General features: G+C 71.0%; 14 protein-coding genes. 9 read left to right on the forward strand and 5 right to left on the reverse strand.

The window, feature by feature from the left end:
• Window positions 1–25: 25 nt before the first annotated feature.
• Both BHU15_RS40890 and BHU15_RS22580 read right to left on the reverse strand, forming a co-directional pair.
• On the reverse strand, window positions 26–325 hold the full coding sequence (locus BHU15_RS40890) for a hypothetical protein (protein WP_069628873.1): 300 nt from the start codon (window positions 323–325) through the stop codon (window positions 26–28).
• A complete protein-coding gene (locus BHU15_RS22580; RefSeq protein WP_069628874.1) occupies window positions 322–684 on the reverse strand; it encodes an effector-associated constant component EACC1 in 363 nt (120 codons plus the stop codon). Before BHU15_RS22580 ends, BHU15_RS40890 begins: the two co-directional genes overlap by 4 nt.
• 204 nt (window positions 685–888) lie before the next feature.
• Between BHU15_RS22580 and BHU15_RS22585 the strand changes: the two genes are divergently transcribed.
• Together BHU15_RS22585 and BHU15_RS22590 are read left to right on the forward strand one after the other, a co-directional pair.
• Window positions 889–2,046: an acyl-CoA dehydrogenase family protein gene (locus BHU15_RS22585; protein WP_031231526.1), complete on the forward strand. Its 1,158-nt coding sequence runs from the start codon at window positions 889–891 to the stop codon at window positions 2,044–2,046.
• Between the two features lie 23 nt (window positions 2,047–2,069).
• Window positions 2,070–2,972 carry an acyl-CoA thioesterase gene (locus BHU15_RS22590; RefSeq protein WP_069628875.1) on the forward strand — a complete coding sequence of 301 codons (903 nt, stop codon included), beginning with the start codon at window positions 2,070–2,072 and terminating at the stop codon, window positions 2,970–2,972.
• 101 nt (window positions 2,973–3,073) lie between these two features.
• On the opposite strand, the gene BHU15_RS22595 is transcribed toward BHU15_RS22590, so the two are convergent.
• On the reverse strand, window positions 3,074–3,862 hold the full coding sequence (locus BHU15_RS22595) for a phosphatase (RefSeq protein WP_023541558.1): 789 nt from the start codon (window positions 3,860–3,862) through the stop codon (window positions 3,074–3,076).
• A gap of 175 nt (window positions 3,863–4,037) precedes the next feature.
• On the opposite strand from BHU15_RS22595, the gene BHU15_RS22600 reads away from it, so the two are divergent.
• Window positions 4,038–4,535, forward strand: a complete 498-nt coding sequence (locus BHU15_RS22600) for a peroxiredoxin (protein WP_069628876.1) — start codon at window positions 4,038–4,040, stop codon at window positions 4,533–4,535.
• Here the strand turns inward: BHU15_RS22600 and BHU15_RS22605 are convergent.
• Window positions 4,525–5,166: an SACE_7040 family transcriptional regulator gene (locus BHU15_RS22605; RefSeq protein ID WP_069628877.1), complete on the reverse strand. Its 642-nt coding sequence runs from the start codon at window positions 5,164–5,166 to the stop codon at window positions 4,525–4,527. The two genes, BHU15_RS22600 and BHU15_RS22605, sit on opposite strands and share 11 nt — an antisense overlap.
• A gap of 88 nt (window positions 5,167–5,254) precedes the next feature.
• Here BHU15_RS22605 and BHU15_RS22610 point away from each other — a divergent pair, with 88 nt between their 5' ends.
• The 5 genes from BHU15_RS22610 to BHU15_RS22630 all read left to right on the forward strand — a co-directional run bounded on the left by BHU15_RS22610 (window position 5,255) and on the right by BHU15_RS22630 (window position 11,935).
• Window positions 5,255–6,886: a carboxyl transferase domain-containing protein gene (locus tag BHU15_RS22610; RefSeq protein WP_069628878.1), complete on the forward strand. Its 1,632-nt coding sequence runs from the start codon at window positions 5,255–5,257 to the stop codon at window positions 6,884–6,886.
• A gap of 31 nt (window positions 6,887–6,917) precedes the next feature.
• The gene (locus BHU15_RS22615; RefSeq protein ID WP_107422911.1) at window positions 6,918–8,900 is read left to right on the forward strand and encodes an acetyl/propionyl/methylcrotonyl-CoA carboxylase subunit alpha; all 1,983 of its coding nucleotides are present in this window, start codon (window positions 6,918–6,920) and stop codon (window positions 8,898–8,900) included.
• On the forward strand, window positions 8,897–9,832 hold the full coding sequence (locus BHU15_RS22620; protein ID WP_069628880.1) for a hydroxymethylglutaryl-CoA lyase: 936 nt from the start codon (window positions 8,897–8,899) through the stop codon (window positions 9,830–9,832). The genes BHU15_RS22615 and BHU15_RS22620 overlap by 4 nt, the downstream gene beginning before the upstream one ends.
• A 2-nt stretch (window positions 9,833–9,834) precedes the next feature.
• On the forward strand, window positions 9,835–10,989 hold the full coding sequence (locus tag BHU15_RS22625; RefSeq protein WP_069628881.1) for an acyl-CoA dehydrogenase family protein: 1,155 nt from the start codon (window positions 9,835–9,837) through the stop codon (window positions 10,987–10,989).
• A 199-nt stretch (window positions 10,990–11,188) separates the two neighbouring features.
• Complete coding sequence (locus tag BHU15_RS22630) at window positions 11,189–11,935, forward strand: DUF899 family protein (protein ID WP_069628882.1); 747 nt, start codon at window positions 11,189–11,191, stop codon at window positions 11,933–11,935.
• Between the two features lie 65 nt (window positions 11,936–12,000).
• Here the strand turns inward: BHU15_RS22630 and BHU15_RS22635 are convergent, their stop codons facing one another.
• Entirely contained in the window at window positions 12,001–12,354 is a 354-nt protein-coding gene (locus tag BHU15_RS22635) for a VOC family protein (RefSeq protein WP_023541550.1), read from the reverse strand.
• A 152-nt stretch (window positions 12,355–12,506) separates the two neighbouring features.
• Between BHU15_RS22635 and BHU15_RS22640 the strand changes: the two genes are divergently transcribed.
• The gene (locus tag BHU15_RS22640) at window positions 12,507–13,538 is read left to right on the forward strand and encodes an ABC transporter substrate-binding protein (protein WP_069628883.1); all 1,032 of its coding nucleotides are present in this window, start codon (window positions 12,507–12,509) and stop codon (window positions 13,536–13,538) included.
• Window positions 13,539–13,540: the final 2 nt, after the last annotated feature.

Here is a 13,540-nt window from a genome sequence, read left to right on the forward strand (position 1 = left end):
ACGGTGGCGCCGCGGGGTCTCCGACTCAGCAGTCTTCGAGATGCCGAAGCCTGTCGCGGACGTCGGCGTACCGCGGCGTCCGGTACCACTTCCCTGTCGACTCCGAGTCCGGCAGTGCCGGATACAACTGCCGTTCGTCGCCCGGGTCGGCGGCTCGCAGCCGCTCCAGGCGGTGCTCGGGGGCCAGGCCGCCGACGTCGTCACTCGTCAGCAACCGCCCGAGCCTGGTCACGTTCGCTTCGACAGGTCCCAGGGGTGGCAGGTGCCGGAAGGTGTGCGCGCCGATCAGGACGGCCCTGGACGAACCCGGATCCGCCGGTCTCACCCGGCGTCCCCCCGCGGGTCCCCGCCCTCGCTGTCGCCCTCTCGCAGGGCGCGCAGAATCCGGTCGATCTCCTCGGCGGACTCGTTCGTGACGGACACGGTCGTACCCCCGTGCTCCAGGCGGACCGTACGACCGCCGAGTGCGGCTCCCCGCGCCGTACGCCACGCGGCGACGGCCACCGCCAGGTTCGCCGCCGCGATGCCGTTGCCGAGCGCCACTTCGAGCACGTCGAACGCGCTCATCTCGCCCCTCGCGGACGATTCCACCGTCACCGGGATGCGGCGCGTGCCCGGGTCCTGTCCCAGCCAGGACCGCAGATCGGCGACGGACAGCGCGTCATCCTCGACGGAGATCCGCACCCTCATCCTTGCCCCGCCCTCTGTCGGCTTCCGTGGCAATCACCTTGCCCCATGGGCTTGTTGCCCCGCCGGGGATCGCGTCATCCCAAGAAGGCTGTGACGCCGCTGACACCACAGCTCTCTGGACACCCTTGCGAACCCCCCGGTAACTTGGACTGAGCAAGCGCTTAGACATTGCGACCCAGACCGAAGGAGAGGGCTTCCGTGCGCCGTAGCGTGTACAACGAGGACCACGAGGCGTTCCGGGAGACCCTCCGCGCCTTCATCGAGGCCGAGGTCGTTCCCGTCTACGACGAGTGGTACGCCGAGGGCCTGGTGCCCCGCGAGTTCTACTACAAGCTCGGCGAGCTGGGCATCTTCGGTATCGAGGTGCCGGAGGAGTTCGGCGGCGCGGGCGAGGAGTCCTTCAAGTTCCAGGCGATCGTCTCCGAGGAGTGCGCCCGCGCGGGTGTCTCCTTCGGAGGGTCCGGCGTGCACGTGGCGCTCTGTCTGCCGTATGTGAAGGCGTACGCCACCGACGAGCAGAAGAAGCGCTGGCTGCCCGGCTTCGTGACCGGCGAGAGCATGTACGCCATCGCCATGACCGAGCCCGGCACCGGGTCCGACCTCGCGGGGATGAAGACCACGGCGAAGCTCTCCGCCGACGGTTCGCACTACGTCCTCAACGGCGCCAAGACGTTCATCACCGGCGGTGTGCACGCCGACCGCGTCATCGTCTGCGCCCGCACCGCCCCGCCGAGCCCGGAGGACCGCAGGCACGGCATCTCGCTCTTCGTCGTGGACACCAAGTCCGAGGGGTACGCGGTCGGCCGCAAGCTCGACAAGCTGGGGCTGAAGTCGTCGGACACCGCCGAGCTGTCCTTCAGCGACGTCAAGGTGCCCGTCGGCGACCTGCTCGGCGAGGAGAACAAGGGCTTCTCCTACCTGGGCCAGAATCTGCCGCAGGAGCGCCTGGGGATCGCCGTCGGCGCCTACGCGCAGGCGTCGGCCGCCATCCGGTTCGCCCAGAACTACGTCCAGGAACGCACCGTCTTCGGCAAGACCGTCGCCTCCTTCCAGAACACCAAGTTCGAACTGGCCGCCTGCAAGGCCGAGGTCGACGCCGCCGAGGCCGTCTGCGACCGCGCCCTCGAAGCCCACGACGCGGGCGAGCTGTCGGCCGCCGAGGCCGCGTCGGCGAAGCTCTTCTGTACGGAGGTCGCGCACCGCGTGATCGACAAGTGCCTTCAGCTGCACGGCGGCTACGGCTACATGAACGAGTACCCGATCGCCCGCCTGTACGCCGACAACCGCGTCAACCGCATCTACGGCGGCACCAGCGAGGTCATGAAGATGATCATCGCCAAGTCCATGGGTCTGTAAGGACGCGGGACCGGCACGCCGCCATGGACGCACTGGAGTCCCTTCTCGATCTGCTCGACCTGGAGCGGATCGAGGAGGACATCTTCCGCGGTCTCAGCCGCCCGACGGCCGTCCCGCGCGTCTACGGCGGCCAGGTCGCCGCGCAGGCGTTGGTGGCCGCCGGCCGTACCGTCCCCGCCGACCGCTCCGCCCACTCCCTGCACGCGTACTTTCTGCGCGCGGGCGATCCGGGCGCGCCGATCGTCTACACCGTCGACCGCATCCGCGACGGCCGGTCCTTCACCACCCGCCGGGTCGTGGCCGTCCAGCACGGCCAGCCGATCTTCCACCTGTCCGCGTCCTTCCAGACGTACGAGGACGGCCTGGAGCACCAGGCCGCGATGCCGCCCGCGCCGGATCCGGAGTCGCTGCCCACCGCGGCCGAGCTGCTGCCCCGGCACACGGACCGGTTCGTCGACCCGTCCGTGGTCGACCGGCTCCTTGAGACGCGCGCCGCGGTGGACCTGCGGTACGTGGACGCCCCGCCGTACGCCACGGCCGGGCAGGTGCGTGAGCCGCGCTCGCAGGTGTGGTTCCGTACGGCCGGCAAGCTCGCCGACGACCCGCTGCTGCACGTCTGCCTGGCGACGTACGTCTCCGACATGACGCTGCTCGACTCGGTGCTGCTCGCGCACGGCAGAGGCGGCTGGGCGAGCGGTGACATCGTCGGGGCGAGTCTGGACCACGCCATGTGGTTCCACCGCCCGTTCCGGGCGGACGAGTGGCTGCTGTACGACCAGACGTCGCCGTCCGCGTCCGGCGGGCGCGGGCTCGGCCAGGCGCGGATCTACACGCGGGACGGGGATCTGGCGATCTCGGTGATCCAGGAGGGCGTCATGCGCGTGCCACGAGGCCGGGGCAGCGGCCCCGGGCCGGGGCGCGACTGAGCCCGGCCGCTGTTCATGTCCTCAGCGCCGGGCCCGCTGTGGTGCCGTGGTGCCGCTCGTTCGTACTCAGGCGGTGTTCGCGCTCAGACGGTGTTCCGTGCTCAGACGGTGTTCGTGAGGCCGGCCTCGTGCAGCAGGTACTCCGTCATCGGGTCGTAGAAACGCGGGTCCGTCACATGGTCGTCCAGCGGGACCGTCACCTGGAGCGTGCCCTCGGCCTCGCCGATGAACAGGGCCGGGTCGTTGCAGTCCGCGTACCCGATGGAGTCGAGCCCCCGCTGGCCCGCGCAGCCCGCCCAGCCGTGGTCGGCGAGCACCAGGTCCGGCTGCGGTCTTCCGTCGCGCTCCAGGCCGTCCAGGATGGCCCGCATCGGCTCGGGCGAGTGGGTGTGCCAGAGCGTCGCCCCGCGCTCCAGCATCGCGACGCCCGCGAACTGGAAGACCATGCCCTCGTCGGCCGTGAGGCCGCCGGGGATCCGGATGATCTCGCAGCCCGCCAGCCGCAGCGCGTCCGCGGTCTGCCGGTGCACGTCGAGCAGGCCGCCGGGGTGGCCGGTGGCGAACAGCACGCTCTCGCGGCCCGCCGCCGCCTTGCGCAGCCGCGCCGCCATCCGCCCCAGGGCGTCGACGGTCAGCTCCGGGTCGATGGTGTCCTGGCCGTGCCGGTGTTCCGGATCGTCGTTGACCCCGCACCGCTCGGCCATCACGGCGAGCACGTCCTGCTCGTCGGTCCAGCGGTCCCCGAGCTCCAGGCCCAGCCAGAAGTGGCGGTCGCCGTTGGCGAGCTTGCGATAGTGGGAGAGGTTGTTGTCCCTGGGTGTGGCCACGTTTCCGGCGATGCGCGTGCGGACGAGGTGGTCGACGAGAGCTTCGCGGCTGGGTATCGGCATGAGCCCATTGTGCCGTCAGATGTACGCGCGGTGCCGCTCGTCCCGACGATCGTCCCGGAGGCTGGACCCGGACCGGACCAGGACCGGACCCGGCGGCGCAATCCGCGCCGGCCTCCGTACCGAAGAAGACGCGAACACGCGAACACGCGCGCACAGACCGACGAAGGAGCCCCTTGTGGCAGCAGCACCCGGTCCCGGCCGTCCCGTCACGAACTTCACCCTGCCCGGCGGGGTGCTCGAAAAGGTGACCGACGGGGACGACACCTTCGTACGGAGGGAGTACCGCCTCGACGAGCGGCGGGGCCACCCGCTGGTCCTGGCCTTCTACCCCGGTGACGACACCAGCGTCTGCACCAAGCAGCTGTGCTCGTACTCCAGCGGCCTGGAGACCTTCACCGAGCTGGGCGCCGAGGTGTGGGGCATCAGCCCGCAGGACGTCGACAGCCACGAGGCGTTCGCCCGCAAGTACGGCCTGCGGATCCCGCTGCTCGCCGACACCGACCGGACGGTGGCCCGGGCGTTCGGGATCGCCGCGCCCGGGATCGGGCTGCGCCGCGCGGTCTTCCTGATCGCACCGGACGGGACGCTGCACTGGAAGCATGTGGCACTGCTCGGCGCGACCTTCCAGCCGGTGGACACGCTGGCCAGGGAGCTGGCCGGTCTCAGGGCCTGACAGCCCGGTGGCCCGAGCCGGGGTCGGGATCGGAGTCCGGGTCGCCGAGGGCGGCGAACGCGCCGTGCGCGAGGCGCCGCAGGAGCGTTTCCGCCACGGCGCGCCGGGGGGTGCCGCGCCCGGTGGGGCTCAGGTGGGGCGTGGAGTTCAGCAGGCCGAAGACGGCGTGCACGGCGCCGCGCGCGACCGGCTCGGGCAGGTCTTGGTGGATCTCCCGTACGACGGCGACCCACAGCTCCACGTACTGCCGCTGAAGCTGCCGTACGAGCTTGCGGTCGCTGTCCCTGAGGCGGTCCAGTTCGCGGTCGTGCAGCGTGATCAGCGGGCGGTCGTCCAGGGCGAAGTCGATATGGCCGTCGATCAGCGAGGCGAGCACGGCCGCCGGGTCGCCGGTCGAGGCCGCCACGCGCTCCCTGCCGCCGTCCAGCAGCCGGCCGCTGATGCCGACGAGCAGTTCGGCGAGCATGGCGTCCTTGCCCGCGAAATGGCGGTACAGGCCCGGCCCGCTGATGCCGACGGCCGCCCCTATCTCATCGACGCCCACCCCGTGGAAACCGCGCTCGGCGAAGAGCCTGGCGGCCTCGTTGAGGATCTGCTCGCGGCGCGTCGGTGCCGCGGTCCTGGTGCTCATGGAAATCCATTCTAGACAGGACGGTTAGCGGTCGTTAACCTGGGAGCGCTACGTTAACGCTTATTAACCGAGCGAGGGAGCTCGACCGATGCAGCAGGCACCCGTGCTGGCGAGCGCCGCGGACCCGGCGTCGGAGGCCTGGCGCGCCAACGAGGCGGGGCATCAGGAGCTCTCCGACGCGCTGCGCGCCCGGCTCGCCGCCGCCCGGCTCGGCGGCGGCGAGAAGTCCCGTGCCCGCCATGTGGCGCGCGGCAAGCTGCTGCCCCGCGACCGGGTGGACACCCTGCTGGACCCGGGCTCGCCCTTCCTCGAGCTCGCCCCGCTGGCGGCCGAGGACATGTACGGCGGGCAGGCGCCGGCCGCCGGCGTGATCGCCGGGATCGGCCGGGTCGGCGGCCGTGAGGTGGTCGTGGTCGCCAATGACGCCACGGTCAAGGGCGGGACGTACTACCCGATGACGGTGAAGAAGCATCTGCGCGCCCAGGAGGTCGCGCTGGAGAACAGACTGCCGTGCGTCTATCTCGTGGACTCGGGCGGCGCCTTCCTGCCGATGCAGGACGAGGTCTTCCCCGACCGTGACCACTTCGGCCGGATCTTCTACAACCAGGCGCGGATGTCCGGCGCCGGCATCCCGCAGATCGCGGCCGTCCTCGGCTCCTGCACGGCGGGCGGCGCGTACGTGCCCGCGATGAGCGACGAGGCGGTGATCGTCCGCGGGCAGGGCACGATCTTCCTGGGCGGCCCGCCGCTGGTGAAGGCGGCGACCGGCGAGGTCGTCACCGCCGAGGAGCTGGGCGGCGGCGAGGTCCATTCCCGTACGTCGGGGGTCACCGACCATCTCGCCGAGGACGACGCGCACGCGCTGCGGATCGTCCGCACGATCGTCTCGACGCTCCCCGAGCGCGGCCCGCTGCCCTGGCGGGTCGAGCCGGCGGAGGAGCCGAAGGTCGACCCCATGGGGCTGTACGGGGCGGTGCCGGTCGACTCGCGCACGCCGTACGACGTGCGGGAGGTCATCGCGCGGCTCGTGGACGGCTCGCGGTTCGCGGAGTTCAAGTCCGAGTTCGGTACGACGCTGGTCACCGGCTTCGCGCGGATCCACGGCCACCCGGTGGGGATCGTCGCCAACAACGGCATCCTGTTCTCCGAATCCGCCCAGAAGGGCGCGCACTTCATCGAGCTGTGCGACCAGCGCGGCATCCCGCTGCTCTTCCTCCAGAACATCTCGGGGTTCATGGTCGGCAAGGCGTACGAGGCGGGCGGGATCGCCAAGCACGGCGCGAAGATGGTGACGGCCGTGGCGTGCGCGCGCGTGCCGAAGCTCACCGTCGTGGTCGGCGGTTCGTACGGCGCGGGGAACTACTCGATGTGCGGCCGGGCCTACTCCCCCCGCTTCCTGTGGATGTGGCCCAACGCCAAGATCTCGGTGATGGGCGGCGAGCAGGCCGCCTCGGTCCTGGCGACGGTCAAGCGTGACCAGATCGAGGGGCGCGGCGAGCAGTGGCCGGCCGAGGAGGAAGAGGCGTTCAAGGACCCGGTGCGCGCGCAGTACGAGTCGCAGGGCAACGCCTACTACGCGACGGCGCGGCTCTGGGACGACGGCGTGATCGATCCGCTGGAGACCCGTCAGGTGGTCGGTCTGGCGCTGACGGCCTGCGCGAACGCACCGCTTCCCCAGAAGGACAGCACCGCCCCCGGCTTCGGCGTCTTCCGGATGTGAGTGACAGATGACCACCCTGCACAGGAACAGCATGTTCGACACCGTCCTCGTCGCGAACCGCGGCGAGATCGCGGTCCGCGTCATCCGTACGCTGCGCGCGCTCGGCATCCGTTCGGTCGCGGTCTTCAGCGACGCCGACGCGGACGCCCGGCATGTACGGGAGGCGGACACCGCCGTCCGGATCGGCCCCGCGTCCGCCTCCGAGAGCTATCTGGTCGGTGAGCGGCTGCTGGAGGCGGCGGCGCGTACGGGCGCGCAGGCGGTCCACCCGGGCTACGGCTTCCTCGCGGAGAACGCGGCGTTCGCGCGGGCGTGCGCCGACGCCGGGCTGGTCTTCATCGGGCCCAGCGCGTCCGCCATCTCACTGATGGGAGACAAGATCCGCGCCAAGGAGACCGTGGCGACGGCCGGTGTGCCGGTGGTGCCGGGCTCCTCGGGCAGCGGACTGACCGACGACCAACTGGCCGACGCGGCACGGGAGATCGGCATGCCGGTGCTGCTGAAGCCGTCGGCGGGCGGCGGCGGCAAGGGCATGCGGCTCACCCGCCTGGAGTCGGCCCTGCGCGACGAGATCGCGGCGGCCCGGCGCGAGGCCCGCGCGTCCTTCGGCGACGACACGCTTCTCGTGGAGCGGTGGATCGACCGGCCGCGCCACATCGAGATCCAGGTGCTGGCCGACGGGCACGGCAATGTGGTCCATCTCGGCGAGCGCGAGTGCTCGTTGCAGCGCCGCCACCAGAAGATCATCGAGGAGGCGCCGTCCGTCCTGCTGGACGACAAGACGCGCGCGGCGATGGGTGAGGCCGCCGTGCAGGCGGCGCGCTCCTGCGGCTACGAGGGCGCGGGGACGGTCGAGTTCATCGTCCCGGGCGACGACCCGGAGTCGTACTTCTTCATGGAGATGAACACCCGCCTCCAGGTGGAGCATCCCGTCACCGAGCTGGTCACCGGCCTGGATCTGGTCGAGTGGCAGCTGCGCGTCGCCGCCGGTGAGCGGCTGACGTTCACCCAGGACGACATCACCCTCACCGGGCACGCGATCGAGGCCCGGATCTGCGCGGAGGACCCCGCGCGCGGCTTCCTGCCCTCGGGCGGCCGGGTGCTGTCGCTGCGCGAGCCGGCGGGCGACGGTGTCCGTACGGACTCGGGCCTGAGTGAGGGCACCGAGGTCGGCAGCCTGTACGACCCGATGCTGTCGAAGGTGATCGTGCACGGCCCGGACCGCGCGACGGCGCTGCGCCGGCTGCGGGCGGCTCTGGCGGAGACGGTGACGCTGGGCGTCCCGACGAACGCCGGCTTCCTACGGAGGCTGCTCGCCCACCCGGCCGTGGTGGCGGGCGATCTGGACACGGGCCTGGTGGAGAGGGACGCGCAGTCGCTGGTGCCGGCGGAGGTGCCGCCGGAGGTGTACGAAGCGGCGGCGGCGGTACGGGAGTCGGCCCTGGCCCCCGCTCCCGCCCCGGCCACCGGCTGGACCGACCCGTTCTCCGTACCGAGCGGCTGGCGGATGGGCGCCGCGCCCGTCCCCGTCACCCACCATCTGCGAGTAACGGGACATGAACCCGTCACTCACCGACTGCTCACCGCCGGCCCGTCGGCGCATGTGGAGCCCGGCCGGGTGACCGTCACCGTCGACGGGGTGACGCACACCTTCCACCGCGCGGACGACTGGCTCGGCAGGGACGGCGACAGCTGGCACGTACAGGACCACGATCCGGTCGAGGCGGCGCTGCTCGGCGCCGCCGGCGCGGGCGGCCTGGACGCGCTCACGGCCCCGATGCCCGGCACGGTCACGGTGGTCAAGGTGGCGGTCGGGGACGAAGTGGTCGCGGGCCAGGGCCTGTTGGTGGTCGAGGCGATGAAGATGGAGCACGTGGTCTCCGCCCCGCACGACGGCACCGTCACGGAGCTGGACGTCACACCGGGCTCCACCGTCGCCATGGACCAGGTGCTGGCCGTCGTCGCCCCGGCCGCCTCCGTCGAGGCTCCCGCGTCTTCCGAGGAGGAGAGATGACGCTCCCGATGACCGTCATGGACGAGGGTCTGCCGACCCGGATCCGGATCCACGAGGTGGGCGCGCGCGACGGCCTCCAGAACGAGGCGACGATCGTCCCGACCGAGATCAAGGCGGAGTTCATCCACCGCCTCGCCGCCGCCGGGCTCACCACCATCGAGGCGACCAGCTTCGTCCACCCCAAGTGGGTGCCCCAACTGGCCGACGCCGAGCGGCTGTTCCCGATGGTGCGCGACCTGGAGAGCGTACGGCTGCCCGTCCTTGTACCGAACGACCGCGGTCTCGACCGGGCGCTGGCCCTCGGCGTCCGTCAGGTGGCCGTCTTCGCCAGCGCGACCGAGTCCTTCGCCAAGGCCAATCTCAACCGGTCGCTGGACGAGTCGTTGGCCATGTTCGAACCGGTCGTCGAGCGCGCCCGCGCGGAGCGGCTCCATGTCCGCGGCTATCTGTCGATGTGCTTCGGCGACCCGTGGGAGGGACCCGTCCCCGTCGACCAGGTCGCCCGGATCGTACGGAGACTGGTCGACATGGGCTGCGACGAGGTGAGCCTCGGCGACACGATCGGCGTGGCGACCCCCGGCCATGTGCAGAGCCTGCTCGCCACCCTCATCGAGGAAGGCGTGCACGTCTCGAAGGTCGGCGTGCACTTCCACGACACGTACGGCCAGGCGCTCGCCAACACCCTCGCGGCGCTCCAGCTCGGAGTGACGACCGTCGACGCGTCCGCAGGCGGTCTGGGCGGCTGTCCGTTCGCGAAGAGCGCCACGGGGAATCTCGCCACCGAAGACCTCCTGTGGATGTTGCAAGGCCTCGGTATCGACACCGGGGTCGATCTCGGCCTTCTGACCGCCACCAGCGTGTGGATGGCCGAACAGTTGGGGCGACCCAGCCCCTCACGTACCGTCAGCGCCCTCTCCCACAAGGAGCCCTAGCCATGTCCCTGGACCACCGGCTGTCCGCGGAGCACGACGAACTGCGCCGTACCGTCGAGGCGTTCGCGCAGGACGTCGTCGCACCCAAGATCGGCGACTTCTACGAGCGGCACGAGTTCCCGTACGAGATCGTGCGCGAGATGGGCCGGATGGGCCTGTTCGGCCTGCCCTTCCCGGAGGAGTACGGCGGCATGGGCGGTGACTACCTGGCGCTCGGCATCGCCCTGGAGGAGCTGGCGCGCGTCGACTCGTCCGTGGCCATCACCCTGGAGGCCGGGGTCTCGCTCGGCGCGATGCCGCTGTATCTCTTCGGCACGGAGGAGCAGAAGCGTGAGTGGCTGCCGCGCCTGTGCTCGGGCGAGATCCTGGGCGCCTTCGGCCTGACCGAGCCGGACGCCGGTTCGGACGCGGGCGGTACGCGCACGACGGCCGTACGGGACGGCGACGAGTGGGTCGTCAACGGCTCGAAGTGCTTCATCACCAACTCGGGCACGGACATCACCGGCCTGGTCACGGTCACGGCGGTCACCGGCCGCAAGGAGGACGGGCGCCCGGAGATCTCCTCGATCCTCGTCCCGTCCGGCACCCCCGGCTTCACGGTCGCGGCCCCGTACTCGAAGGTCGGCTGGAACGCGTCGGACACCCGCGAGCTGTCCTTCTCCGACGTCCGCGTGCCGCTGGCGAACCTGGTCGGTACGGAGGGCCGGGGGTACGCCCAGTTCCTGCGCATCCTGGACGAGGGCCGTATCGCGATCTCCGCGCTGGCGACGGGTCTCGCGCAGGGCTGTGTGGACGAGTCGGTGAAGTACGCCAAGGAGCGCCACGCCTTCGGCCGGCCGATCGGCGCGAACCAGGCCATCCAGTTCAAGATCGCCGACATGGAGATGCGGGCCCACACGGCGCGCCTGGGCTGGCGCGACGCGGCGTCCCGTCTGGTGCACGGTGAGCCGTTCAAGAAGGAGGCGGCGCTGGCGAAGCTGTACTCCTCCACGGTCGCGGTGGACAACGCCCGCGAGGCCACCCAGATCCACGGCGGCTACGGCTTCATGAACGAGTATCCGGTGGCCCGGATGTGGCGCGACTCCAAGATCCTGGAGATCGGCGAGGGCACGAGCGAGGTCCAGCGGATGCTGATCGCGAGGGAGCTGGGTCTCTGACGCGCGGGGTTCCGTCGCGCGGGTGTCGCCGTACGGGTGTCGGGGTCGTCGTACGCCGCCTCATGGGTGAAATCGGCGCGCCGGGGCCCGAGCCGCGATGAGTTCCGGCCGGGTCCGGAGTCTGTGTTGGTGACCGTAAGGGTGACCGTCGTACGACGACGTACGACGGGCCCCGGCACGAGACCCCACGGAGCACACGATGACGACCCCGCCCATCACCGACCTGGCCACCTGGCAGACCGCCCGTGACGAACTGCTCGTCCGGGAGAAGGCCCACACCCACGAGGGCGACGCCATCGCCGCGGCCCGCCGGCGCCTGCCGATGGTGGAGTTCGACGGGACGGTCGAGGTGGTCGGGCCCGAGGGACCGGTCCCGTTCCTGGATCTGTTCCAGGGCCGCGACGAGCTGCTGGTCTACAAGCACATGTGGTGGGACGGCGCCCCGCACCAGGGGCAGTGCGAGGGCTGCACCGTCAGCGCCTGGCACCTGAGGGACGCCGTCTACCTCAACGCCCGTGGCGTGTCCCTGGCCATCGTGACCACGGGCCGGTGGGACGAGGTGGCCCCCTTCGTCGAGTTCATGGGCTACACCCAGCCCTGGTACTCGGTACGCGGCGTGGCGGAGCCGGTCGGCGGTGACATGGGGTATCTCACCTCCTATCTGCGCGACGGCGACCGCACGTTCCTCACCTACTCCACGACGGGCCGCGGCAACGAGCGGTTCAGCGGCTCGTTCGGGCTGCTCGACTCGACTCCGTACGGCCGCGGCGAGGCGTGGGAGGACAACCCCGAGGGCCGGCCGGAGGGCCGGCACGCGTGCTGGTACTGGCGCACGGACGTGGACGGGAACGCCACCTGGGGCCCGACCGGCCGCCCCGCGCCGCAGTGGACCCGCCCCGGCGCGGGCCCCGAGACCACCCTCGGCCGGCAGGGCGACCACCACTGACCGCCCCACGGCAGCCCGCGTGGAAAAGCCCGCGTGGACAGGGACGTACCAGGCCCGGCAGGTCGTCAGCGGTGACCCAGCACGTTGACGACCCGGCCGCCGGGGTCGCGGGCGAAGAAGCGGCGGACGCCCCACGCCTCGTCCCGCAGGGTGTGCACGATCTCCGCGCCGCTCGCCAGCACGGCCTCGTGCACCGCGTCCACATCCGCCACCTCGATGCTCAGGTCGGGGACGACGGGCGCGGTCGCGTCCTCGGTCAGAAAGCTGACCTGCGCGGTGGGGACGGAGGGCGAGGCGAGCGTCATGATCCAGCCCTGGTTCATGACCTGCTCCAGACCCAGCAGTCCGTAGAACTCGCGGCTCTGCTCCAGCTCTTCGGGCCGCACTTGGGCGTTGGGCACGACGCGGTGAACGGACATCGCTGACTCCTGTGGGTGAGTGGTGACGACACCCCCACTCTGCCTCGGGCCACTGACACTCGCCCCCGCACGCGACAGTAAGCAAGGTTAGGCTAACCTACCTCCACCGGCTCATCGGCCGGTCTCCTGCGCGCACGAAAGCGGACAACGACATGCCCAACGCCCTCAGCTCGCCCCTCAGCCGTCGCGGCGTCCTCGCCGCCGGCGGCGCCGTCGGTCTCGGAGTCGCGCTCGCCGCCTGCGGGAGCGGCGACGACGGCGCAAAGGACGCGGGCGCGGGCGGCGACGCGAAGGCGGGACCCTGGTCCTTCGAGGACGACCGCGGCGAGACGGCGAAGGCCGACAGCGTCCCGAAGAGCATCGTCGCCTTCACCGGCACCGCCGCCGCGCTCCACGACTACGGGATCGAGGTCAAGGGCGTCTTCGGGCCGACCACCACCAAGGACGGCAAGCCGGACATCCAGGCGGGCGACCTCGACGTGACGAAGGTCGAGATACTCGGCAACGTCTGGGGCGAGTTCAACGTCGAGAAGTACGCGGCACTCGCGCCGGACCTGCTCGTCACCGCGCAGTGGGTCGAGGGCGAACTCTGGTACGTCCCCGAGCAGTCCAAGGACAAGATCCTCAAGCTGGCCCCCAGCGTGGCGCTCTGGGCGGCGGAGACCACCGTCCCCAAGGCGGTCCAGCGGCACGCGGACCTCGCCGGGTCCCTGGGCGCGGACCTGAAGTCCGCGAAGGTCACCGACGCCAAGGCCAGGTTCGAGAAGGCGGCTGGCCGGCTGCGGGCGGCCGCGAAGTCCAAGCCGGAGATCCGGGTGCTGGTCGGGTCTGCCAGCCAGGACCTGTTCTACGTCTCGCTCGCCAAGATGTCCGCCGACACCCTCTACTTCCAGGAACTGGGCGTGAAGTTCGTGGAGCCGAAGGTGAACTCCCAGGGCTTCTTCGAGGAGTTGAGCTGGGAGAACATCGACAAGTACCCGGCCGACATCATCATGATGGACAACCGCTCCTCCGCCCTCCAGCCGGACGCCCTCACCTCGAAGCCGACCTGGGCGCGGCTGCCCGCCGTCAAGGCCGGCCAGGTCGTCCCCCGCGTCACGGAGCCCATCTACTCGTACGACAAGTGTGCGCCGATCCTGGACGATCTCGCGGCGGCCATCGAGAAGGCCAGGAAGGTCGCCTGACC

The sequence above is a fragment of the Streptomyces niveus genome (genome assembly GCF_001723055.1).
Classification (GTDB): Bacteria; Actinomycetota; Actinomycetes; order Streptomycetales; family Streptomycetaceae; genus Streptomyces; species Streptomyces niveus.

Coding starts and splice junctions, on each gene's coding strand:
- BHU15_RS22590 (WP_069628875.1), top strand. CDS start 2,070: ATGGACGCACTGGAGTCCCTTCTCGATCTGCTCGACCTGGAGCGGATC.
- BHU15_RS22595 (WP_023541558.1), bottom strand. CDS start 3,862: ATGCCGATACCCAGCCGCGAAGCTCTCGTCGACCACCTCGTCCGCACG.
- BHU15_RS22605 (WP_069628877.1), bottom strand. CDS start 5,166: ATGAGCACCAGGACCGCGGCACCGACGCGCCGCGAGCAGATCCTCAAC.
- BHU15_RS22610 (WP_069628878.1), top strand. CDS start 5,255: ATGCAGCAGGCACCCGTGCTGGCGAGCGCCGCGGACCCGGCGTCGGAG.
- BHU15_RS22615 (WP_107422911.1), top strand. CDS start 6,918: ATGTTCGACACCGTCCTCGTCGCGAACCGCGGCGAGATCGCGGTCCGC.
- BHU15_RS22620 (WP_069628880.1), top strand. CDS start 8,897: ATGACGCTCCCGATGACCGTCATGGACGAGGGTCTGCCGACCCGGATC.
- BHU15_RS22625 (WP_069628881.1), top strand. CDS start 9,835: ATGTCCCTGGACCACCGGCTGTCCGCGGAGCACGACGAACTGCGCCGT.
- BHU15_RS22630 (WP_069628882.1), top strand. CDS start 11,189: ATGACGACCCCGCCCATCACCGACCTGGCCACCTGGCAGACCGCCCGT.
- BHU15_RS22635 (WP_023541550.1), bottom strand. CDS start 12,354: ATGTCCGTTCACCGCGTCGTGCCCAACGCCCAAGTGCGGCCCGAAGAG.
- BHU15_RS22640 (WP_069628883.1), top strand. CDS start 12,507: ATGCCCAACGCCCTCAGCTCGCCCCTCAGCCGTCGCGGCGTCCTCGCC.